Here is a 21387-nt window from a genome sequence, read left to right as displayed (position 1 = left end):
TGTATGGCCTTTCAAATTTTATTAAACTTTGTACTCGCATTTTTATGGATGTTCCTAACCGTGTCATTTACGGCACAAAAATTTATCATAGGGTATTTAATAGGGCTCATCGTTATTGCTGCATTCCGTCGCTTTTTCAATTCTCGGTTTTACTTGATTCGTTTTATTGCTGTTTTACAGCTTTTCTTCATCTTTTTAAGAGAATTAATACTATCCAACATTTCGGTTTTAAAAACGATTTTAAGACCGAAGTTAAATATTAAGCCTGGCATTTTCGCATTCCCAACAAAGTTAACGAGTGATTGGGAAATTACGATTCTTGCTAACTTAATTACGCTGACACCAGGGACCCTTGTCATGGATATTTCAGCCGATAATAAAATCTTATACGTGCACGCAATCGATGTCGACGATGTCGATGAAGCAATTAATAGCATACGAAATACGTTTGAAAAAGCGATCATGGAGGTGACTCGGTAATGCTTGAAGTAATAATTCAAATCTCTTTACTCGCGGTATCTCTTTCGATGCTAGGACTAATCTATCGAGTGATTAAGGGCCCCTCCATTCCAGATAGAGTCGTCGCACTTGATGCAATTGGAATCAATTTGGTGGCGCTCGTTGCCTTGATTTCGATGCTCCTTCATACGCATGCGTTCTTAGAAGTGATTCTTTTGCTTGGAATTCTTGCCTTTATTGGGACAGTTGCCTTTTCTAAATTTTTAGAGAAAGGGGCGATTATTGAACGTGATCGAGACCATCATTAGCATTTTCATTGGATTCTTTTTGATTGTTGGTGCCTTTTTAACACTTGTCACGGCTTTTGGACTAATTCGTTTACCGGATGTCTATACGCGGAACCATGCTGCCTCTAAAAGCGCTACGCTTGGTGTCATGTGTATTCTACTGGGGACCTTTTTGTTCTTTTATGTAACCGAAGGACATTTCAATTCGAGAGTAATCCTCGGTATTGGATTTATTTTCATAACCGCGCCTGTGTCGGGACACTTAATATCCCGAGCAGCTTATAATTCAGGAGTGCCGTTATGGGAGAAAAGTGTTCGGGATGATTTACAATTAAAAAAACAACAAGAAAAAGATAGCTTATAAAGTGGGACTATCAGCTGAGAATAATTCATTTTTCAGCGAATGATTCGCTGAACTATATAGAGCTTTATTGACTCATTATTCTCGAACATAGTCTAGACCAATTCAAAACAGTAAGACTTGAAGAGGATTTATTGGAGTCAGTTAATACTAGTTTTAAAAACAGAAAACGGCTCACACCTAGTGAGCCGTTTTCTGTTAATTATAATGACAACATAGATCAATTCTAGGCGATATTTTTTCTAGTTATCAATATGATTCATCTAGAAGCATGCATGCTCTTTCAAGTATAGTTTATTTTTCGAAAATTCTTTTAGCCTATAAAAACAGATGGAAACACACTTTTTTTTCCTCATTTCGAGTTAAAAATAAGCGAAATGATGCCCAAAGTCATTCTTCATCACAAATTGAGGACTACTTCGAAAAGCCACAATTTTTGCAAAAACAGCCCTTTTGAAACAAGTTCATGAAAGGTCGACTGGTTATTCCTCCTGTGAGATTACAATAGGAATGACTCGCCTTTTCTGGCACTGTATTAAATAGCCCCTTGCTAAGTGCAATTATTTCCCCTTAGTTCTGCTCAGTATATTCATCATAGATGTTGGAAAATCCTATTTACTCATGGTCATGAAATTACCATCAGATTCCGAAAGAAAACCTTACCGTTTTGGAACAACCGCCATCGTGCATCTTGATGTACAGATAAGTTGTTCTTGTTCATCACGAATTTGAATGTCCCATACCATAGTTGTTTTTCCTTGATGAACAATAGTTCCAGTTGCCGTCACGATTCCCTCTCGTTTTGCTTTAATATGATTTGCGTTTATTTCCAGTCCAAAGCAAATTTCTTTTTCTTGATCAATTAATTGAATAGCCCCTAAGCTTGCGACCGTTTCAGCAAGAGCAACAGATGCCCCTCCATGTAAGTAACCTAATGGCTGACGAGTTCGCTCATCTACTGGCATCGTCGCAATAATCTTCCCTTTCTCAACACTCAGTAATTCTATTCCAAGTCCCGAGATTAATGTGTTTTCTAAATTCATTTTTTCCCCTCCATTTGACTTTTTTATGTACATATTAGTTTTACCCTTTTATTGGTAGATTCGTCAATGAATATCCATTCATTTTAGAAAAGAAAGAACACTTTTATTTTGGAAAATCTGAATTGACATACCGCCCTAGCATCATACATATTTTGTATTATAGGGTCGACCTAAATAACAATCCGAGGTGACTGTTTTATGTATCGTTATCATCCCTTTTATCCTTCCACTCAACGTAGCCTCCCCCCCAGATTCCAGTCTGTTTATCCCTTTTACCCTCGTGATTTCACCCCCGTTTCTACGAAGCTATTTAAAAAATCGGCTGAGATGTCATTACCATTAATAGAAGATGCACGTCTATTAATGAAAAATATTATTGTTTCAAAAAGCTTTTCAAATAAATTAATGGATGCCGCTCAAAAATCAGATTCAAATGCCGTCAATTCCCTCGTTCTTTCAATCGGCATGCAATCTCAACCAAAGATTAGTTATAACCCTGATGGTTTATCCATTGTATTTTTGAAGGATTACGAAAATGTAGACTGTTGCAAAGTTAATCTTGCTCTTCGTTGGCGATAACGACGAGCTTTTTTTGGGATGCTGTGACGAATTGCGGACAGACTAAAATCAAAAAGGAGGACCTTCTCGTGGCAGAACTATATCCCTACCTTTTTTCAAATGATGCCAGGAAACAGGCTAATTATTATGCGGAAGCACTTAAAGGAAAGGTTATTAGTGTTCAAACCTTTGCCGATGCTCCACAAGCAAAAGAGGATATCAAAGAGAAAATCATGCACTTAGTCCTTCAAGCCGCTGGTCAAAAATTTTTCATAGCTGATTCCATAACAGAAGAGGTGAAAATAGGAAATTCAATGGAATTGACGTTAGTGTTTCCGACCGTAGAGGAAGCACACCTCGCATTTCAAGCACTATCCTCCAGAGGGAAAGTCCTTATCCCCTTTGAAAAAATGTTCTGGGGAAGTATGTTTGGCCGACTTCAAGATCCCTTTGGCGTAACTTGGCAAATATCTACATAAGATATGCGCAAAGCGCCCGCTCACCGGCGACCTGCATAAGAAAAGAACTGGCCTGAGGCGCGCTCTTTGCCTCATGACAGGGCTTGGCTTATGACCTCGAGCCGGTGGCGCCTGGAGTTAAACACACAGATATGCGCAAGGCGCCCGCTCACCGGCGACCTGCATAAGAAAAGAACTGGCCTGAGGCGCGCTCTTTGCCTCATGACAGGGCTTGGCTTATGACCTCGAGCCGGTGGCGCCTGGAGCTAAACACACAGATATGCGCAAGGCGCCCGCTCACCGGCGACCTGCATAAGACAAGAACTGGCCTGAGGCGTGCTCTTTGCCTCATGACAGGGCTTGGCTTATGACCTCGAGCCGGTGGCGCCTGGAGCTAAACACCAAAACCACTTTAAAAACCCAAGCTTCTTTTCTCAATAAAACAGCCCTTCTCCACTATGGAAAAGGGCACAATATTTTTTTAAGGCTGTTTCCGCAAAGTTTGTTGCTTTTCGCACCAGTCTATAAACGGTGATATAGCTATGTTTCGGGCATCATTTCGTCTATTTTTGATGGAAATAACAATGAAATGGGCGATTTAATCAAAAATCAGGTGATTTAGCCAAAATGTATACGAATAGAGCCATTTATAAAGATTCTTTTACAGCAGTGTAGTACAGCTTTAAAGATTAATTTTAGAGCTTTTTGTATTCTCTAAGTCAAAATATTTTTCGAACTTAAGGAATCCGCAATCTATTACATTTTATTGCAACAAGGGTACCGAAATCTTTAATAATAAGGATACGGGTAGTAACCCCCACCGTAATAAGGTGGATATCCATATCCTCCATACCCTCCATAGTACGGGTATGGTCTTGGCCTAAAAAGAGCGGATCCTACTAGGCCACCTGCTAATCCTCCAATAAATGGTCCTCCAAAGAAATATCGGCCTCCACCAAATCCATAAGGTCTTCTTCCAAATCCACCATATGGTCGACGTTCATTCATACTGTTACCTCCTTCTATTTTCGGGCTCATTACTTATGTATGCAAAAGAAAAAGAAAAGCATGGGCAGATGCGGATACCCACGATTTTTTCCTATAATTATAGAATATTAATATATCAATTTTTCCGAAAACCGGGCTCGATTTGACTGTCTTTTCAGTTTGTCAACTTACAGCAAAATTGCGCCCACCCACCCAAATAAAATGAGCGGAAGGTTAAAGTGGAGAAAAGTTGGTACACAGGTGTCCCAAATGTGATTATGTTGGTTATCGGCATTCAAGCCCGCTGTCGGCCCAAGGGTACTATCTGATGCCGGGGAACCTGCATCCCCCAGTGCTCCTGCTGTCCCGATAATGACAATTGTAGCGAGCGGGCTAAAGCCTAGCTGAATCGCTAATGGTACAAAGATCGTCGCAATAATAGGAATAGTTGCAAACGAAGATCCGATCCCCATGGTAATAACCAGTCCAACTATTAGCATTAACAAGGCCGCAACAGTCTTGTTATCACCGATGAGGAAGGCTGTGTTTTCTACTAAAGATTCTACATCACCTGTTGCTTTAATCACGGCTGCAAATCCATTTGCTGCAATCATCACGAAGCCGATGAACGCCATCATTTTCATGCCTTCAGTCAACAAATCGTCTGCTTTTCTCCAAGGAACAGCACCACTCACATACAATAATAGCAATCCAGAAAGCGCCCCGATGATCATTGATTCGAATAGAAGTTGAAATACAAGTGCCACGACAATAGAAATTGCGGCAAATAGAATTCTTTTTTTCGAATGTACTTCTTTGGTTATTTCATTGGAAAGTGTAGCTTCTCGATAGGTTCTTGGTTTTCGATAAGATATAAACAGAGCAATCAGCAAGCCAACGATTAGTCCGACCGTAGGAATCATCATTGCTTTTGGAATGTCATTTAAGGCGATTTCCATTCCACTTTGCGCCATGTTACTGGCAATGATTTCATGAAACATGAATCCAAATCCGACAGGTAATAAAATATATGGAGCCGTTAAGCCGAATGTTAATACGGTTGCCATTAAACGACGATCAAGGCTCAATTCGTTCATCGTTTTTAACAGCGTAGGAATTAACAACGGAATGAAGGCGATATGAATTGGAATGACATTTTGAGAAAGAATTGCTATTAATAATACCAATAAAATCAATAGCACTTTGGTTAACTTTTTTTTGCGTGATGAATTTTCTTTTCCAACGATTTTCATCATGCCCTCCACAAGGGCATTTGGTACACCTGTAGCAGAAATAGCTACTGCAAAGCCACCTAGAAGCGCATAACTAAGGGCAATAGTTGCCCCTCCTCCTAAACCTTCTGAAAAAACAGCGACCGTCTCTTCTAGCGATAAACCTCCTGTCACTCCTCCTACTAACGCTCCAATAATAAGCGCCAACACAACGTTAACGCGAAATAAACTTAATAATAACATGACCAATACAGCGATAATAACGGCATTCATTCTTTTGACTCCTCTCACACACTCTCTTTCCTTTAGTTTGGTAAATTGGTAGAGTGTTAAACGATGTACTTTAATCTATCAGATAATCTGGTAAATTGTCAATTCTTTAGTAAAGGCTGTTTTCGCAGAGTTTGTTGCTTTTCGCACCAGTCTATAAACTTTGCGAAAACAGCCTTTAATTGCTCGTGATACATACGAGTAATTAAACAAACCAGATACGTGTTTGAATGGATTCGCCAAAAGCTAAGTGCAAAAACGCATAAAAATCCAAACTATTTAACCCTCTTAAATAGGGTAGTTTTCACAAAGAATATTATTTTTCGAATTAGTACATATAGCGTTTTAAAAATCGATTTCGGGGCATCTTTTCGAAATTTCTAGAACGTAATCATGATAAAGAGGAAGAAATCCATTCATCATTAAATTGAATAGCAATAACGAATACGAAAAGAACCTAAAAAAAAAGCCATTCTAAAAAGAATGGCTTTTTTATGGGAACTATTTTTCCAGATTTTCAAACTTCTCAACAAAAAGAGCTAGAGTACGAACCATCGCTCCCGTACCACCACTTGGCCCTAAGTCATGAGCAGATTTCGACGTTGCCGTTCCGGCGATATCTAAATGGACCCAAGGCGTGCCTTCAGTAAATTCTCCAACAAATGCCCCACCGAAAATAGCATGACCATCTCTTCCCGGAGAGTTATTTAAATCAGCTACCGGGCTTTTGCGCACACGCTTCTTATCGCTCTCGGTATAAGGTAAACGCCACATAAATTCTCCTGCTTCAAAAGAAGCTTCTAACATTTGCTCAAACATTGCCTCATGATTGGTCAATGCTCCTGTTTTATCATAGCCTAGCGCCACGATGACACCACCTGTTAGAGTAGCTACATCCACTAAATAATCTGCACCATGATGCTTCGCATATGTCATAGCATCCGCTAAAGCGAGGCGGCCCTCTGCATCGGTATTCAGTATTTCAATCGTTTTACCACTCATCGAGGTAATCACATCATCTGGCTTGAAAGCATTCCCACTTACCATATTGTCCGTAGAAGGTATGACTGCCACAACATTTTGTTCCGGCTTCAGTTCCCCAATGACTTCCATAGCACCTAGAACAGCTGCAGCTCCGCCCATATCTGATTTCATGCCGACAATTCCGTCTTTGGGCTTAATGGAATATCCACCCGTATCAAAGGTTATTCCCTTTCCTACGAGCCCAATTACATCTTTCCACTCATCTTTACCTTGGTACTTAAGTACAATCATCTTGGGTGGCTCAGTCGATCCTTGATTCACCGCTAAAAGAGCTCCCATGCCTAACTCTTCCATTTGCTCTTTTTCTAAAATTTCTGCTTCAAACCCATACTTCTCAGCTAATTCTAGCGAATAGTGGGCTAGCTTGGTTGCGGTGAGAATATTCCCTGGCATATTCACTAATGAACGAGCAGAGTTTGTCCCGCGTCCATGAGCATAGCCAACCTCTAAGGCTGCGCTTACTTCTTGCTGATCACTAGAAGAGTAGACCACCACTTCCTCTATATTTTGTTCAGGCACATTTGATTTTTGCTTGTATCCTTCGAATTGATATGTACTCATGGTTGTCGCTTCGCTAAAAGCGTGAGCCGCATCGTTAGCGCTAATAACATCGCTGATAAACGTATCAACAGCTAATGCTACTTTTTTTGTACGAAGGTTTGCTAACGTCTTTCCTACTTTCCCAAAAGCTACTCGTAGCTCATCAAACGATAAATCCTTCTCTTTGCCTAGACCGACAAAAATCAGTCTTTTCGCACCAATAGCTCCTAACGTATGAACAGTGGCAACTTGTTTCATTTTATACTGAATGTCTTTTGCTTTTACAAGCTCGGTTAATTGTCCCTTAAATGTATCGTCGAGTTCTTTTACCAGACCCGTAAATTCCGGCTTTTGATACACACCTACGACTAACGCATCTATTTCTTCATGTAACCTTATTTCTTGTTCTACTGAATATTTCATCGAGAACACCTCCACCGTTATTATAGCGAAATATGCTTTCACATTCTAGCATTCCACCTTCCAAGTACTTTTAGGTAGCTCTCGCCTCCTAACGTTTTTTGAGCTAAAATTGTGGTATACTAATAAGAAATAATTTCCGATTTTTTTGATTTTAATTCATTTTAATTTGAAAGGGTGCTGGCACGTTTTATGGATTTATTTTTGAACTTTCCGCTAATGGCTTCTCTATTTGCTATCTTCTTCGCCCAATTTGTCAAAGTACCGATTCAATACATTGCTACCCGTGAATGGAACTGGTCGCTCGTTACTTCGACCGGTGGGATGCCCAGTTCTCACTCCGCTGCTGTTACCGCATTAGCAACAGGCATCGCCTTAGAAACGTCTTTAAACTCACCGATTTTTGCTGTAGCAGCTGTTTTTGCCATTATTGTAATGTTCGACGCAACGGGTGTGCGCCGCCAAGCTGGTGAGCAAGCAATTGTATTAAATCAGCTTGTGACCGATTTTCAACGATTCGTCGTGGAAGCGAAAGAATGGCAGAAAAAACCAGAGCAAGAAAAACGGAAAGAATTAAAAGAGCTTCTTGGTCACAAACCGAATGAAGTATTTTTTGGTGCGGTTACAGGCGTGGGATTAACAATTTTACTTCACTTCTATATTTGGACATAAGGAGGAAACAGATGCGTGTCATATCTATTTGCCCTAGTAATACGGAATTAATGGAATACTTAGACTTAACCTCATTTCTCATTGCCCTAGACGATGATTCTGATTGGCCAAAGCATATTCAACACTTACCACGATTAGGTCGGGATTTGTCGATTGATATGGACAAATTGGTAGCGATGGAACCGGATCTTGTTCTCGCTTCATTAAGCGTTCCTGGTATGGAAAAAAACGTGGAACAGCTACAAAAACGACAAATTCCCCACTTAGTTCTGAATCCTCAAAGCCTACACGATATCTATCTCGATTTACTTAAAGTAGGAGAAGCCTGCGGTATTCAAGACGAAGCAGAGGAAAGGGCAAAAAAATACATAAACTTAGTAGAAGAACTTCGAACCATCGGTCGCAGCCAAACTCAACAACCAACAATCTATTGGGAATGGTGGCCAAAGCCCGTTTTCACACCCGGAAGAATTAATTGGTTAACTGAAGTTAGTCAACTTGCTGGCGGAATTAACGCCTATGAAGATGTCGAACTCGCTAGTGTCCAAACTGATTGGAACGATGTAAAACGCCGAAATCCCGATGTCATCGCCATGGCCTGGGTTGGCGTCCAACAGCAAAAAATGAAAGCGAGTGCTCTCAAAAAAAGACCTGGTTGGCAAGAAATGAAGGCCATTCAAAACCATACCATTCACTTGCTCGAAGAAGAACTATACTGTCGTCCATCACCTCGATTGTTAGAAGGGGTGGTAAAACTCGGCAAGCTTCTTCATCCTGAGAGTTATGAAAAATATTAAAGGCTGTTTTCGCAACCGTATTTAATCCGTGGAAGGATTAGTATCGAGGCATCATTTCGTCGATTTTCGAATGAAATCTTTTCGAGAATCGTGGATTATTAAAGTTAAAAGCAACGATGTATATGAGTAGAGCCCTATTAAAAGAAGTTTCTGGAAATTCTTATTTTCCCGCCAAGGTATATAACTCCCCGTCTAAAACAGTTCATAGTAAAAGGAGGGAGACCAAGTCTCCCTCCTTTTACTTATTCTTCAAGTGTTTTATTGTATTGTGGTCGAAAAACTTGTAAATCCTTTGTTTCATTCAGATTCAAAAGTGTTTCTTCAGTTAATACACCTTTACCCATTGAGACGACATAAACATCGACCTCTTTCTTTCCCCATTCATTGTACACCTGATCCACGGTATCGTAATACAAATCCAGCCTGTCCCCTTTAATGGCACTTCCTTTATCCGCAACGACACCAAATCCGTACTCCGGAATAAAAAGAATTGTACCAAGAGGAAACACCGATAAATCAGCCGCAATGGTGGAGTACAAATCTCTTTTCACTTTCACCCCAGAGTATGTAATGCCATAGAGCGGATGATTTTCATCTTTTCCAGTTGATTCTACTCCTGCAGTATACCCCGTGGCTACTACCGTTTTCAAAGGATATTGAGACCAGTTAAACGAACTTTCTAATCTAGGCTTTGTGCTCATCACTACTTCACTTGCCGAAATTTTCTTTGAATCGTCCCTGACTGTTTTTAACATTTTATACCCAATCGATATTGTTTTTGTTTGATGTTCCACTTTTTGCTCCGCTTGCTGTATAAGTGCACCGATAAAACTTGAAGCTTTCACACCAGATACCGTTTCTAGCGTTGTCATAAGCGCCAGAACAACTAAAAGAGTCATGATGGTTCGTTTCGTCCATAGTTTTGTCATTTTCATTACTCATTCACTCCTCCCAGATATATTACTTTCCCATCTGACAGAGAAATATGCGTAATAAAGGTAACTTGTCATATTTTTTGAAAATTCAACATTTTCTGCAAAGCATGAAGAAATATGCCTTTTCAGACTCAATTTATTGCCAATCATCTAGTTTTCACGTATATGTGTGGAGGATAGATTGACGAAAGTTCCGATTTTCCCAACAAGGTTTCACCCTTAAAATTTAGGATTTTTATTTTTCTTCTTGATAACTCACCTGTTTTAAAATGGATTATAGAATTTGAAAAAACAAAAAAACTACCAAACCATTGGTAGTTTTAAAACATTTGATAGCCTTTTTTACGTAAGATCCTGCTAGTTAACCCAGAAACAATGGCACCTGCTAGACCACTAACCAAGATCACGACATCGACTGTCGCCAAATTGCCAATTTTTTCACCTAAGGAACTGAACGAAGTCCCAGGATCTTTAAAATAGGCTATGAACCTCACCTCATCTATGATAAAGATTGTGATTACTGGATAAATAATTGCCATGACCCACGTCATGCGAAGAAGCATATTAAGAATGAATCCAATACTATAAAACAAAACAAAAAAGATTAAAATGGAAAGAACAAACTGAGCAATGTTCATTGAGTACACCTCCTACTTGCGCTATGATTTAGTGTACTCAAATGTAATGGTTACGTCAATTAGTAGAACCAAAAAAAAGCATGATTTACTTTGACCGTAAATCATCCTTTTTTTCCAATTCATCTTACTTCTTTCCACTCCCTCCACAACGAGGACATGTTTCTGAGCCACCGAGAATGAGCTGAAAATACCCTTTACCTGAACAGTACATACATTTTTTCGTTTGAGTAGAAATCAGCTTTGCCATATTCTTTTTCCTCTCCTTTTGAAATATCTTAATTTTCTGATAATATAACATCCTTTTCCGGATTAGAAAAGAGGCAAATTCAATCGCATTCTCCCATGAAAGCGAATACATTATGATATTTCTGCTTTATCCTCGCTCTCCCGCCTTTTTTAGTTTTTCAGGTGGAATATTCAAACATCCTTTTCAATGAGGCTCATTTCTTACACATGGTTGCTATTACATCTAATTCTCGCTAGAATACTGCATTCTGGGGATGGATTTCGTCAAAATAGACAAATAAATGTCCCGAATTTTTTATCGGTTTATTTCCTGCTGTGAGAACTGCCTTCAACAATGAGTAGACATCATAATACTTCAAAAAAACAGCCGATAGGTCGTATAGCCAAATACTTCTCCAGGGTCAACATCCTCAATCTTTTCTTTCCTATGCTGCCAATTTTTCTGTAAAATTTCGAACAGCATAGTCGATGTTTCGTTCGCAGGCAAATCATTAGGATCGATCCAACGTACTTCCATAATCTCCTTCTCTTGAGGAACAAGACGCTGATGATTGCTAGCTTTCAAGGAGAAGACCAACATATTATCACTAATCTCTTCACGAATAACCCCTGTTCGGAGACCGATTAGTCCTTGAACCTCCGCCTCTATTCCAGTCTCTTCTTTCGTTTCGCGAATTGCCGCCTCATCGGCTGTCTCTCCCTCTTGAACAAACCCGGCAGGTAGACTCCATTTCCCTTTAAGACCACCATATTTTTTCTTGACGACTAACCACCTCCCCTTTTCATCAAGGACTAATCCAGCGACACACATCCACACTTTTCCTCTAGACAATCCCATTCCTCCTCAACTTCTTTTTATATGCATTGTTGCTTTTGTCACAAAGAAAATACAGGTAGTAAGGTTTCGTGTTCTTTCTTACTATCTATCTTGAAATGAAAAATTTCTTAGTTAGGAAAGGCTCTTACCGCATTCTGTGTTTCTTTTAAATTAGTTATCGGTACTATACCCTTGTATTTTTTATTTCGCTTTAATGACAGATCAAAGGGATGCCCCGAACTCCTTCTTATATGAGGAAATACAATTAGTTGCAAAAACGACCTTTTCCTATTAGCAACCTTAAACCAACTTTCAATTCCAATCAACTATTTACTATAGTGTATTACAAAGTAGTTGACCGCTATTATGTAATACACTATAGTATAGAAAAGGAGATGGTTTCCATACAGTAAATCGATTATTAGAAGGGTTGTTTTTACTTTTTACTTACTAAACATCACACTTAGTCTGATTTTTTTAGAACGCTAACAGTACTCGAGCCAGTTAATACGATGTAAGGAGGAGAACCTTGTCAACCACCACCCAAATGCTCAAAGGCCTATTAGATGGCTGTTTATTAGCACTTATCGCCCAAGGAGAAACATACGGTTATGAAATCACCAAAAAATTAGAAGAACATCATTTCTCTGTGGTTAGTGAAGGAAGCATCTACCCTGTTTTAATGAGATTACAGAAAAACGAATTTGTCACGACGGCGATGAGAAAATCACCGAATGGACCGAAACGAAAATATTACAATATTACAGAGAAAGGTGTAGAAGAATTAAAGACATTCAAAGAGCGTTGGGGAGAGCTTTCCCAAGGAGTTACATCTTTATTGAAAGAAGGGGAGTAGAAAGATGCTTTCAAAAAAATCAGAACAATTCATTATTCAAATGAGAATGCACCTTATTGCAAAAGGAAAAAACGAGCAAGAAATTAGTGAAATAATGGAGGAATTAGAGGATCATTTACTTCAAGCGGAAGCAGATGGGAAAAGCGTCGAGAATATAATCGGGGAAAGTCCAAAGAAATACTTGAGAGATATAAGCTCTTCTATGAAAACAGATATAAAGGAAAACATTAAACTAATTCCGCTATTTGCTTTACTTTTAAGCGCCTACTTTAGCTTAGGCCCAGCGATCGAGGGAAGATTTACTCTTTCACAAAACACACTAATCATTGGAGGTATCTGGACTATACTTGGATTAGTCATCAGTGCTTTTTTATTTATTAAAATTGTTCCTATTTTCTATTACTCCAAATGGCTCTACGTCATTGCTATTGGATCTCAGTTAGGCTTGCTAGGAGCGATGGTTGGATTATATTTTTTATTCTTTGATCCATCTATTCAAAATAGCTTTGTCGCCACACCCTTTCAAAATAATCTTATCCTTCTAGGTTGTATCTTAGCATTTATTGCATGTGCTCTTTATACCAAAACCTGGTTTACCATTTTGGTCCCCATCTTTTTAAGCTTTGGACCGATTGCTAACCGCTTTATACCTAATGAGATTAATCAGAATCCGAGCTATATTCTTACTACAATTATGATTGCACTTCTGTCGCTTCTACTCTTCTTATACTATTTGCTTAGGAAGAAAAAAAGAAAAACTACCTGATTAGGTAGTTTTTTTGAATCTATAAAGTATTAATAAGGAATAGCCGTGCATTCATGCATGTCTCAACTCAATAATTCCTTTTAAAAAAATTTAAATTTCCCTTTTTTGAAGACAAGCCCTGCTCCACCAATCATAAATAAGGCACGGTTATCGATGACTTTCTTCATGAAGGATGCAGATGTACCCATTAGTTTCTTACCAAAGACGACCCCAATAGCATCATCTTCACCTAATGAACATACCGTTCCTTTTAAATCTGGAACAAAGGTTTCTAAATCTAGCTTTCCTCTTACAAGCGAAGCAATATTACGTGCACACACTTCACCTTGTTGCATCGCAATTTGAGCTGTTGGTGGGTATGGACGATTGATTTCTTCGTTAATCATTAAGGAAGAATCACCGATAATGAACACATTCTCATGTCCTGGAGCACGAAGGTCTTTTTCTATTTTCACACGCCCACGCATGTTTTCGAATCCTGCTTTTTCAATCAAAGCATTTCCACGAACACCCGCTGCCCAAACAACTGTAGCCGCTTTGATTTCTTCTACCCCTTCTTCGCCTTTTGCAATGAAGATTCCTTGTTCGGTTGCTTCTTTCAAAGGTGTACCAATACGGAATTCGACACCCTTCTTCTCTAATTTTGCACGAGCATACTTGACAAGCTCTGGGTCAAAACCTGGAAGAATCATAGGTGCAGCTTCTACACAAACAATGCGAACTTTACTTTGATCTATATCATACTCAGTGCATAACTCAGGGACGCGATTGCCAAGCTCTCCTAGAAACTCAATTCCAGTGAAGCCGGCACCACCAACGACAATGGTTAGACGTTCATCTTTTTTCTCTTCTTCTAAGCTATAAGTCGCGAATTGATAATCAATATGTTCACGGATATGGCGTGCAGAATTGATGTTCGTAATCGAGAACGCAAATTCTTTTAACCCTTTGATACCGAATGTTTCAGGTTCTGCTCCTAAGGCAACAACTAGGTAATCAAATTCCACTTCACCATCAGACGTTACGATGACTCTCTCTTCAGTTTTGATATCTTCAACCGTTGCTTGCATGAATTTCACACGACTACGATTAATTACAGAGCTGATATCATAACGTACTTTATCATGATGCATCGTACCAGCTGATGCCTCATGTAACCAAGTTGTTTCATAGTGATAATCATTTTTGTTAATTAATACAATTTCGGCTTCATTTGAAATTTGTTTTTGAAGACGAGTTACGGTCATTAAACCCCCGTACCCTGCTCCTAAAACAACGATTCTTGGCTTTCTCACAGGTATCACATCCACCTTTATTAATATTTTTCGATGTTTAAGTATTTGTAGCTTCCACCGCAAAAGCTTTTTTTATCCTGCTCTAACTGCCGCTACCCTTCCCAATACATAAAAGTAAAAAAATTAGAAGAATTCATGGGTCATATCACGTCAATTTAAGCTGAGTTGATTCACTTAACATCTAAGGTTAAGACAAAAATCCTCCCGTTGATGAAAGTCGTATTTATCTATTTTTACAGAACGAAAAAACATTGTGACGTACTTCACGAACAATTACAGAAGATTGGTTCGAAAATTGTCATAAAATCTTAACATTATATCTATAATACATACTATTCTTTTTACCCTCTATTTTCAAGATTAATATAAGATTTGATTAAACTTAAGAAAATTTAGAAAATACACATAATATTATACGAATATACACTTTTCCTATGATAAAATAGAAAGGAGTACTGTTAACTTTTATAGGAGGGATTGGATTGAAGGAAGACCAAAAAATTTATGATATTACAATAATTGGCGGTGGACCAACCGGGTTATTTACGGCCTTCTATGGTGGAATGAGGCAAGCAAGCGTAAAGATTATCGAGAGCTTACCACAGCTTGGTGGGCAACTCGCTACCTTATATCCTGAAAAATACATATACGATGTGGCAGGATTTCCAAAAATAAAAGCCCAGGAACTTGTCGATAATTTAAAAGAGCAAATGAAGAAGTTTGAACCTACTGTTTGTTTAGAACAAGCAGTTGAAGGATTAGAAAAACAAGCAGATGGCGTTTTTAAATTAACGACCAACGAAGAAGTTCACTACAGTAAAGCTATTATCATTACAGCTGGAAACGGAGCCTTCCAACCGAGACGTCTACAGCTGGATAATGCCCGTCAATATGAGGGGAAAAACATCCATTATTTCATTGATAATCTTGAAAATTTTCGAAATAAAAAAGTCGCGATTTGTGGTGGTGGAGATTCAGCCGTTGATTGGGCATTAATGTTGGAACCCATCGCTGAAAAAGTGATGCTTGTCCATCGCCGAGATAAATTCCGTGCTCATGAACATAGTGTTGATAACCTGTTTAACTCCTCAGTCGAAATCAAAACACCTTTCGTTCCAATGGAGCTGATCGGCGATGAAGAAAAAGTCGATAAACTCGTTTTAGAACAGGTCAAAGGCGATGCTAAAGAAGTACTAGATGTTGATGCTGTCATCGTAAACTTCGGATTTGTTTCCTCATTAGGTCCGATTAAGGATTGGGGATTAACTATAGAAAAAAATTCGATCTTGGTTAACTCCCGTATGGAAACGAATATTGAAGGAATTTATGCGGCAGGAGATATTAGTACGTATGACGGAAAGGTTAAGCTTATTGCTTCTGGTTTTGGCGAGGCACCAACGGCAGTTAATAATGCCAAAGCTTTAATAGATCCTAATGCAAGGGTACAGCCTTTGCATAGTACTTCACTTTTTTCTGAATAATCCTTCGCCCATTGAAGTTTTTCCTTCGATGGGCTTTTTTTGTTTTCTTCTCAAAGAAAAGGGCACGTGTTAAATGATGAGTAATTCAAAAACTATAAGTAAGGTTGATGTATTCGTGAATGTACTAGTAATCGGAGCAAACGGAACCACGGGGAGAAAAATTGTTCAAATCCTAGCTGATTCAGCAGAACACACTGTAACCGCTATGGTCCGAAAAGAAGAGCAAATGGAAAAGATGGAACAACTTGGATCCAAGCCCATTTTAGCTGATTTGGAAGAAAATTTCGAGTTTACGATGAAGCAAGTGAATGCAGTCGTCTTTGCTGCTGGCTCAGGTCCAGATACAGAAAAGGATAAAACGACTGCCATCGATGAAAACGGCGCTAAAAAATCCATGGACTATGCAAAAAAACACCAAATTGAACGGTTTATCCTTTTTTTAAGTCAAGGCTCCTTCGGTATTAGAAGAGCCTTCTTCTTTTGAAAAGAACTCCCTCTCCAAATAAAGTGGGAGCTTTTTTACAACTCATTGAAAATCCTCTCAATCGTTACCTCAATGTGTTAAAACAACTTCCCTCAACAAGTCCATTTTTTCATTTCCAAGATTCCTTTCTTTATTCCGAGTAAACTACTATGTATAATAAGATTAAGGAGATCTCCTCTTAATTATCTATGAAAGAAGGTATACACCTATGGGAATTCCAAAACCACTTGTTCAGACTAATCAAATTTTCATGAGTTTAACCGTACTATCCGGTCTATTTATACATGAGATTTTACTTGTTCTTCCTTTCGCCCTTGGATTGATCACCATCGCAACGAAGAAAAATCCTTTGATTCTTGTTGGAAAGAAATTTTTATCCAAGCCAACGTCTTCTTATATTTTGGAAGATGCAGATCAACAAATTTTTAATCAATGGATTGCCACGGTTTGTCTTGGATTCTCCTTACTGTTTTTTGCCATCGGCTGGACAATTGTCGCCGTTACATTTAGCGTCATGGTTATCCTAGCCTCGACAATAGCAATAATGGGATACTGCATCGGTTGTACAATTCGCTATCAATATAAAATGTGGCAATATCGACGAAAGAAAACTCAACTCCATTCATAAACAAAAAGCGTAAAGTGATTTTTCACCTTACGCTTTTTGTTTATGAAGTTTTTTCCTTAGCCAAGTGACTTTTGCTGCTTGAACAATTGGCAGCAGGGTTTGTTCAGTTAATTTCCCAAATCACTCAGGCAACACTTCTACTAAGAAATGAGCACGAATCCTACACTATTTGGAAATCACTTTGCTTTTTAAGACACAATCCCTGCAAAAAGCGCCTCTATTAACAATCCTCAGGTTTTCCCTTATTCGTCGCTGTTACAAACGAGGATCCACATCCGCATGATGCAATCGCATTCGGATTATCGATCGTAAATCCGCCGCCCATCAAAGACTCCTTATAGTCAATAGTTGTTCCATTTAGGATATCGGCACTTTCTTTGTCTACTAGGATAGCGATTCCATGTTGCTCAAGCTTTGCATCATTCTCTCCAGCTTCATGTTCAAATCCCATCCCATAGGATAGACCACTACAGCCTCCACCTTTTACCGCAACGCGAAGAAACGCACCTTCTTCATCGTTTTGCTTCATCATATCTTTTATCTGATAGGACGCTGCTTCTGTAATTATGACAACTTCACTCATCTATTGCACCTCCATCAGGATCTAATACATATATTAGTCCTAGTATATACTCTCTGCTCTAATTCCTCAATCAACCCGCCTCCGTCGAACTCTCACACCCCAAACAAGTAAAAAGACCTTTATTTTTCTTAGATTAGTAGTAAAATAAAACTATAAAATAACCACAAATCCTTCAAAGAGGTAATACATATGACCTATACATCACCTTATTATAAAAAAAACACCACATGTCAGCTCTGTCACCATGACTTTCAAACAACGAATATACTTAGTCGTTTCGTAAAGTTCTCTGGTAGAGATACAGATTTTTTCCCTTTTTATCAGGATATTAACCTAAACCCTCTTTATTATCATATTCATATCTGTCCAAAATGTGGCTTTGCTTACACCGAAGAATTCAGTTCATATTTCCCTCCTCTTACAAAGGAAAAAATTCAGGACAAGCTGCTTGCTACACAAATTAAAGACTTTGGTGGCATTCGTACACTAGAGAATGTTAAAGAAGCCTATAATCGAGCACTAGCATGCGCACATCTAAAAAACGAAAAAAATATTGTCATCGGTGGGCTCTATATGAGAATGGCGTGGATACAGCGAATGCTCCATAGCAAAGAGCAAGAACAGTATTTCCTTTCCAAAACATGTGACTATTACGTGCAATCCTACCAGTTAGATGACTTCGCTAAAACGAAAATGAGCGAAACTCGTTTACTATACCTAATCGGTGAATGCTATCGACGATTAGGTAACTATAAGGAAGCCATATCATACTACGGTAAAGTTGTGGAGAAAAAACGCCATACGTCTGAGCAACGTATTATTGAAATGGCCCGTGATGCTTGGTACCGAGCGCGGCAAGAGTCTAAAGCGATTTGATTTGTATTTTTCCAGATTGAAAGTAAAAACGAAAATCAAAAACTTGATTCAAGGTCCTTTTATTCCCTGCAAATGATGTATTTAATCCGTTCAACTCTTGCTGAAAATTATTATATACAAGAGGATCAGAGTGAAAAACGTTCAGAGTTTAGAATCTGAACGTTTTTCACTCTTATCCTCTTATCCTTCTGTTAAAATTCCTGAAGCTGAAAGGATATATAGGGGATCTCCAAAATTGGATTTTCTCCTTTTGAGTTAAACATATTAATCAATTATTTTCGGAAGGAACTTCATTTCAGATATGCACGACTTTTTCTTGTTTGTGCACGACTTTTTCTTTTTATGCACAACTTCCCGCTTATGCACCACTTTTCATCGTTTGTGCACGACTTTTCACCGTTTGTGCACGACTTCCTCTTGTTTGTGCACGACTTTTTCTTTTTATGCACAACTTCCCTCTTATGCGCCACTTTTCATCGCTTCTCCATGTTTGCACCTTTTGTTCATAAAAAAAAACGAGTCCCATTGGCTCGTTTTAAAACATTGGATTTTCTTCGAGAAATTGATAAATATTATCGACTAGGTCACTTGGATTCTCTCCTGTTACGACCTCTCCGTTCACAAGAACAAACAAAGATTTTGCACACTTTCCACAATAGCCGAGACAGCCATATTCCACCGTATCTAAATTAGGATCTCTTTCTAATATTTCAAGCGCTTTTTGCGCACCACTTGCCAAGTTACTAATACAAAATTCGATAATTGGCTTCATCTTGATCACCTCTTTATTCACTAAATATGCTACATCGTTTTATGTCAATCGTCAATAAAGGGGCCTTAGGTTTCCTTTTAACACTACCTATCTAAATAAGTAAGAGATCATCTCCCTAAATCAGTCCTACTTTTTTAAAAAGGCTCTTTTGGTATACATTGAGGCAATTTCATCTGATTTTTGATTAAATCCTCCCTTTCAATGTTGATTTCTATCAAAAACAGACGGATCTAGCTGCAGTGGCTAGGGCATTTGTCAGCCAATTCCGCATTTCGTAAATGATACCCGAAACTAAGCTATATTAACATTTACAAACTGGTTCGAAAAGCAACAAACTTTGCGAGAACAGTCTTTTTAAAAGTAAAGACTTTTTAATTCGTATAACAGATTGAGAAGTTTTTACCTAGATTTTATTGTGAAATATGGGTTATTTCGATATACTTTTAATGAATATTCGTTTTTATTTACAATTTTTCAACATATTACTCATCATATTGAAAATGCTTACTTTTTAACTAGGCTCTTTTCGTATCCATTGTTACTATTTAGTCTAATTTTAGATGGACCCTCCGTTTTGCGGATGATTCACATCAAAAATAAACGAATAGATGCCCCGAAACAAACTATATCATCGTTTATAGACTAGTTCGAAAACAACAAACTTTGCGAAAACAGTCTCTAACTATTTTTATTCTTCAAAGTATAGAGCTGAAAAAGGGGAAATTTTTCATGAAACATTTAGTGCTACTTGGTGGCGGGTATGGAAATATGCGTATTCTGTTACGTTTGTTGCCCAATCAACTACCTGAAGATGTAACAATTACATTAGTGGACCGTGTCCCGTACCATTGTTTGAAAACAGAGTATTATGCTCTCGCTGCTGGAACGATTTCTGATCAACAAGTTCGTGTGACCTTTCCAGAGCATCCTCGCTTAAACATTAAATATGCTGCAGTTGAATCGATTGATCATACCGGTAAAAAAGTGTATTTAAAAAATGATGCGCCTTTATTGTACGATGATTTAATCATTGGTTTGGGATGTGAAGACAAATATCACAACGTACCAGGTGCAGATGAACATACGTACAGCATTCAGTCGATTGAAAAATCGCGCGTGACGTATGAAACCATCTCTAATCTTCCGGCGGGCTCTGTTGTTGGAATTGTAGGGGCCGGTCTTAGTGGCATTGAACTCGCAAGTGAGTTGCGTGAAAGTCGTACCGATTTAAACGTTAAGCTCTTTGATCGTGGTACACGTATTCTTTCTGCATTTCCAGAGCGACTTAGCCGCTATGTGCAAGGATGGTTTGAAGGCAACAACGTCGAGATCATCAATGAAGCAAGCATAACGAAAGTTGGACCCAACACTCTCTACAACCATGATAAACAAATTCATTGCGATGTTATTGTTTGGACAGCCGGCATACAGCCGAATGAAATTGTACGCGATATGGACGTTGAAAAAGATGGTTCAGGACGTGTGGAGCTTTCTAAATATCATAATCTTCCTACAGACGAGCATGTTTATGTCGTTGGGGATTGTGCAGCCCTACCACACGCACCAAGTGCACAATTAGCTGAAGGACAAGCTGAACAAATCGTGGATGTTTTATTGAAGCGATGGAGTAATGAAAAACTTCCTGACAAGATGCCGAAAATAAAATTAAAAGGTATCCTTGGATCGTTAGGAAAAAAACATGGCTTTGGTCTTGTCAATGATCGAGCGATTACAGGACGTGTCGCAAGATTATTAAAATCAGGTGTGTTATGGATGTACAAATATCATAATGGCTAAACACTAAGCCTATTTTTCGTACCTATGGTTGTTATTTAAGTTGATTATTGATGGAATTTTCCATCTTAGCATTGATTTCGTTTAA

25 protein-coding genes are annotated in these 21387 nt (G+C 38.6%); 14 read left to right on the top strand and 11 right to left on the bottom strand.

From position 1 onward, the window contains the following. Positions 1 to 3 precede the first annotated feature (3 nt). From U8D43_RS06425 to mnhG, 3 genes are read left to right on the top strand one after another with little or no spacing between them, the layout of a single operon-like run. Positions 4 to 480 carry a Na+/H+ antiporter subunit E gene (locus tag U8D43_RS06425; RefSeq protein ID WP_335870347.1) on the top strand — a complete coding sequence of 159 codons (477 nt, stop codon included), beginning with the start codon at positions 4 to 6 and terminating at the stop codon, positions 478 to 480. Then, positions 480 to 767, top strand: a complete 288-nt coding sequence (locus tag U8D43_RS06420) for a Na(+)/H(+) antiporter subunit F1 (RefSeq protein WP_335870346.1) — start codon at positions 480 to 482, stop codon at positions 765 to 767. Before U8D43_RS06425 ends, U8D43_RS06420 begins: the two co-directional genes overlap by 1 nt. Then, entirely contained in the window at positions 751 to 1110 is a 360-nt protein-coding gene (gene mnhG / locus U8D43_RS06415; protein ID WP_442893571.1) for a monovalent cation/H(+) antiporter subunit G, read from the top strand. The genes U8D43_RS06420 and mnhG overlap by 17 nt, the downstream gene beginning before the upstream one ends. A 656-nt stretch (positions 1111 to 1766) precedes the next feature. Here mnhG and U8D43_RS06410 read toward each other — a convergent pair. Then, positions 1767 to 2150, bottom strand: coding sequence for a PaaI family thioesterase (locus tag U8D43_RS06410; RefSeq protein WP_335870345.1), 384 nt, complete (start codon positions 2148 to 2150; stop codon positions 1767 to 1769). Positions 2151 to 2348: 198 nt separating this feature from the next. Between U8D43_RS06410 and U8D43_RS06405 the strand changes: the two genes are divergently transcribed. Together U8D43_RS06405 and U8D43_RS06400 are read left to right on the top strand one after the other, a co-directional pair. Next, positions 2349 to 2729 carry a YuzC family spore coat inner layer protein gene (locus tag U8D43_RS06405; RefSeq protein WP_335870344.1) on the top strand — a complete coding sequence of 127 codons (381 nt, stop codon included), beginning with the start codon at positions 2349 to 2351 and terminating at the stop codon, positions 2727 to 2729. Between the two features lie 68 nt (positions 2730 to 2797). After that, positions 2798 to 3187 (top strand): VOC family protein, encoded by a 390-nt coding sequence (locus tag U8D43_RS06400; protein WP_335870343.1) that lies wholly within the window; start codon positions 2798 to 2800, stop codon positions 3185 to 3187. A 768-nt stretch (positions 3188 to 3955) separates the two neighbouring features. Here the strand turns inward: U8D43_RS06400 and U8D43_RS06395 are convergent. The 3 genes from U8D43_RS06395 to U8D43_RS06385 all read right to left on the bottom strand — a co-directional run bounded on the left by U8D43_RS06395 (position 3956) and on the right by U8D43_RS06385 (position 7662). Beyond that, a complete protein-coding gene (locus tag U8D43_RS06395; RefSeq protein ID WP_442893568.1) occupies positions 3956 to 4204 on the bottom strand; it encodes a hypothetical protein in 249 nt (82 codons plus the stop codon). 137 nt (positions 4205 to 4341) lie between these two features. Beyond that, positions 4342 to 5658, bottom strand: a complete 1317-nt coding sequence (locus tag U8D43_RS06390; RefSeq protein WP_335870341.1) for a Na+/H+ antiporter family protein — start codon at positions 5656 to 5658, stop codon at positions 4342 to 4344. Positions 5659 to 6156: 498 nt separating this feature from the next. After that, on the bottom strand, positions 6157 to 7662 hold the full coding sequence (locus U8D43_RS06385; RefSeq protein ID WP_335870340.1) for a leucyl aminopeptidase: 1506 nt from the start codon (positions 7660 to 7662) through the stop codon (positions 6157 to 6159). 189 nt (positions 7663 to 7851) lie between these two features. Here U8D43_RS06385 and U8D43_RS06380 point away from each other — a divergent pair, with 189 nt between their 5' ends. Both U8D43_RS06380 and U8D43_RS06375 read left to right on the top strand, forming a co-directional pair. Further along, the gene (locus tag U8D43_RS06380; RefSeq protein WP_335870339.1) at positions 7852 to 8331 is read left to right on the top strand and encodes a divergent PAP2 family protein; all 480 of its coding nucleotides are present in this window, start codon (positions 7852 to 7854) and stop codon (positions 8329 to 8331) included. A gap of 11 nt (positions 8332 to 8342) precedes the next feature. Continuing rightward, positions 8343 to 9128, top strand: coding sequence for a cobalamin-binding protein (locus U8D43_RS06375; protein WP_335870338.1), 786 nt, complete (start codon positions 8343 to 8345; stop codon positions 9126 to 9128). A 242-nt stretch (positions 9129 to 9370) separates the two neighbouring features. On the opposite strand, the gene spsC is transcribed toward U8D43_RS06375, so the two are convergent. From spsC to U8D43_RS06355, 4 genes are all read right to left on the bottom strand, one after another. Beyond that, the gene (spsC, locus tag U8D43_RS06370; RefSeq protein WP_335870337.1) at positions 9371 to 10063 is read right to left on the bottom strand and encodes a stationary phase survival protein SpsC; all 693 of its coding nucleotides are present in this window, start codon (positions 10061 to 10063) and stop codon (positions 9371 to 9373) included. A 320-nt stretch (positions 10064 to 10383) separates the two neighbouring features. Then, positions 10384 to 10701, bottom strand: a complete 318-nt coding sequence (locus tag U8D43_RS06365) for a YuiB family protein (protein WP_335870336.1) — start codon at positions 10699 to 10701, stop codon at positions 10384 to 10386. Between the two features lie 124 nt (positions 10702 to 10825). After that, a complete protein-coding gene (locus tag U8D43_RS06360) occupies positions 10826 to 10948 on the bottom strand; it encodes a YuiA family protein (protein WP_335870335.1) in 123 nt (40 codons plus the stop codon). Between the two features lie 354 nt (positions 10949 to 11302). Further along, positions 11303 to 11785, bottom strand: coding sequence for an NUDIX domain-containing protein (locus U8D43_RS06355; protein WP_335870334.1), 483 nt, complete (start codon positions 11783 to 11785; stop codon positions 11303 to 11305). A 526-nt stretch (positions 11786 to 12311) separates the two neighbouring features. Here U8D43_RS06355 and U8D43_RS06350 point away from each other — a divergent pair. Together U8D43_RS06350 and U8D43_RS06345 are read left to right on the top strand one after the other, a co-directional pair. Continuing rightward, the gene (locus tag U8D43_RS06350) at positions 12312 to 12620 is read left to right on the top strand and encodes a PadR family transcriptional regulator (protein ID WP_335870400.1); all 309 of its coding nucleotides are present in this window, start codon (positions 12312 to 12314) and stop codon (positions 12618 to 12620) included. A 4-nt stretch (positions 12621 to 12624) separates the two neighbouring features. Then, positions 12625 to 13386 carry a DUF1129 family protein gene (locus U8D43_RS06345; protein WP_335870333.1) on the top strand — a complete coding sequence of 254 codons (762 nt, stop codon included), beginning with the start codon at positions 12625 to 12627 and terminating at the stop codon, positions 13384 to 13386. An 80-nt stretch (positions 13387 to 13466) separates the two neighbouring features. On the opposite strand, the gene U8D43_RS06340 is transcribed toward U8D43_RS06345, so the two are convergent. Then, positions 13467 to 14681 (bottom strand): NAD(P)/FAD-dependent oxidoreductase, encoded by a 1215-nt coding sequence (locus U8D43_RS06340; RefSeq protein ID WP_335870332.1) that lies wholly within the window; start codon positions 14679 to 14681, stop codon positions 13467 to 13469. Between the two features lie 482 nt (positions 14682 to 15163). Between U8D43_RS06340 and U8D43_RS06335 the strand changes: the two genes are divergently transcribed. The 3 genes from U8D43_RS06335 (at position 15164) to U8D43_RS06325 (ending at position 17274) form a co-directional block, all read left to right on the top strand. Then, complete coding sequence (locus U8D43_RS06335) at positions 15164 to 16162, top strand: NAD(P)/FAD-dependent oxidoreductase (RefSeq protein ID WP_335870331.1); 999 nt, start codon at positions 15164 to 15166, stop codon at positions 16160 to 16162. Between the two features lie 115 nt (positions 16163 to 16277). After that, on the top strand, positions 16278 to 16646 hold the full coding sequence (locus U8D43_RS06330) for an NAD(P)H-binding protein (protein WP_335870330.1): 369 nt from the start codon (positions 16278 to 16280) through the stop codon (positions 16644 to 16646). Positions 16647 to 16854: 208 nt separating this feature from the next. Next, positions 16855 to 17274 carry a DUF4395 domain-containing protein gene (locus tag U8D43_RS06325; protein ID WP_335870329.1) on the top strand — a complete coding sequence of 140 codons (420 nt, stop codon included), beginning with the start codon at positions 16855 to 16857 and terminating at the stop codon, positions 17272 to 17274. 220 nt (positions 17275 to 17494) lie between these two features. Here the strand turns inward: U8D43_RS06325 and U8D43_RS06320 are convergent, their stop codons facing one another. After that, the gene (locus U8D43_RS06320; RefSeq protein ID WP_335870328.1) at positions 17495 to 17857 is read right to left on the bottom strand and encodes a HesB/IscA family protein; all 363 of its coding nucleotides are present in this window, start codon (positions 17855 to 17857) and stop codon (positions 17495 to 17497) included. Between the two features lie 189 nt (positions 17858 to 18046). On the opposite strand from U8D43_RS06320, the gene U8D43_RS06315 reads away from it, so the two are divergent. Continuing rightward, complete coding sequence (locus U8D43_RS06315; protein WP_335870327.1) at positions 18047 to 18733, top strand: DUF2225 domain-containing protein; 687 nt, start codon at positions 18047 to 18049, stop codon at positions 18731 to 18733. 535 nt (positions 18734 to 19268) lie between these two features. Here the strand turns inward: U8D43_RS06315 and U8D43_RS06310 are convergent. Next, positions 19269 to 19505 (bottom strand): YuzB family protein, encoded by a 237-nt coding sequence (locus U8D43_RS06310; RefSeq protein WP_335870326.1) that lies wholly within the window; start codon positions 19503 to 19505, stop codon positions 19269 to 19271. Between the two features lie 729 nt (positions 19506 to 20234). On the opposite strand from U8D43_RS06310, the gene U8D43_RS06305 reads away from it, so the two are divergent. Continuing rightward, entirely contained in the window at positions 20235 to 21302 is a 1068-nt protein-coding gene (locus U8D43_RS06305; RefSeq protein ID WP_335870325.1) for an NAD(P)/FAD-dependent oxidoreductase, read from the top strand. The last annotated feature ends 85 nt before the right edge of the window (positions 21303 to 21387 follow it).

Origin of the sequence: Bacillus sp. 2205SS5-2 (genome assembly GCF_037024155.1) — a bacterium.
Classification (GTDB): Bacteria; Bacillota; Bacilli; order Bacillales; family Bacillaceae_K; genus Bacillus_CI.
The sequence above is the reverse complement of the archived record's forward strand: the minus strand, read 5'-3'. Positions and strand labels throughout refer to the sequence as shown.

Coding starts and splice junctions, on each gene's coding strand:
- U8D43_RS06425 (WP_335870347.1), top strand. CDS start 4: ATGGCCTTTCAAATTTTATTAAACTTTGTACTCGCATTTTTATGGATG.
- U8D43_RS06420 (WP_335870346.1), top strand. CDS start 480: ATGCTTGAAGTAATAATTCAAATCTCTTTACTCGCGGTATCTCTTTCG.
- U8D43_RS06410 (WP_335870345.1), bottom strand. CDS start 2,150: ATGAATTTAGAAAACACATTAATCTCGGGACTTGGAATAGAATTACTG.
- U8D43_RS06405 (WP_335870344.1), top strand. CDS start 2,349: ATGTATCGTTATCATCCCTTTTATCCTTCCACTCAACGTAGCCTCCCC.
- U8D43_RS06395 (WP_442893568.1), bottom strand. CDS start 4,204: ATGAGCCCGAAAATAGAAGGAGGTAACAGTATGAATGAACGTCGACCA.
- U8D43_RS06390 (WP_335870341.1), bottom strand. CDS start 5,658: ATGAATGCCGTTATTATCGCTGTATTGGTCATGTTATTATTAAGTTTA.
- U8D43_RS06385 (WP_335870340.1), bottom strand. CDS start 7,662: ATGAAATATTCAGTAGAACAAGAAATAAGGTTACATGAAGAAATAGAT.
- U8D43_RS06380 (WP_335870339.1), top strand. CDS start 7,852: ATGGATTTATTTTTGAACTTTCCGCTAATGGCTTCTCTATTTGCTATC.
- U8D43_RS06375 (WP_335870338.1), top strand. CDS start 8,343: ATGCGTGTCATATCTATTTGCCCTAGTAATACGGAATTAATGGAATAC.
- spsC (WP_335870337.1), bottom strand. CDS start 10,063: ATGAAAATGACAAAACTATGGACGAAACGAACCATCATGACTCTTTTA.
- U8D43_RS06365 (WP_335870336.1), bottom strand. CDS start 10,701: ATGAACATTGCTCAGTTTGTTCTTTCCATTTTAATCTTTTTTGTTTTG.
- U8D43_RS06360 (WP_335870335.1), bottom strand. CDS start 10,948: ATGGCAAAGCTGATTTCTACTCAAACGAAAAAATGTATGTACTGTTCA.
- U8D43_RS06355 (WP_335870334.1), bottom strand. CDS start 11,785: ATGGGATTGTCTAGAGGAAAAGTGTGGATGTGTGTCGCTGGATTAGTC.
- U8D43_RS06350 (WP_335870400.1), top strand. CDS start 12,312: ATGCTCAAAGGCCTATTAGATGGCTGTTTATTAGCACTTATCGCCCAA.
- U8D43_RS06345 (WP_335870333.1), top strand. CDS start 12,625: ATGCTTTCAAAAAAATCAGAACAATTCATTATTCAAATGAGAATGCAC.
- U8D43_RS06325 (WP_335870329.1), top strand. CDS start 16,855: ATGGGAATTCCAAAACCACTTGTTCAGACTAATCAAATTTTCATGAGT.
- U8D43_RS06320 (WP_335870328.1), bottom strand. CDS start 17,857: ATGAGTGAAGTTGTCATAATTACAGAAGCAGCGTCCTATCAGATAAAA.
- U8D43_RS06315 (WP_335870327.1), top strand. CDS start 18,047: ATGACCTATACATCACCTTATTATAAAAAAAACACCACATGTCAGCTC.
- U8D43_RS06310 (WP_335870326.1), bottom strand. CDS start 19,505: ATGAAGCCAATTATCGAATTTTGTATTAGTAACTTGGCAAGTGGTGCG.
- U8D43_RS06305 (WP_335870325.1), top strand. CDS start 20,235: ATGAAACATTTAGTGCTACTTGGTGGCGGGTATGGAAATATGCGTATT.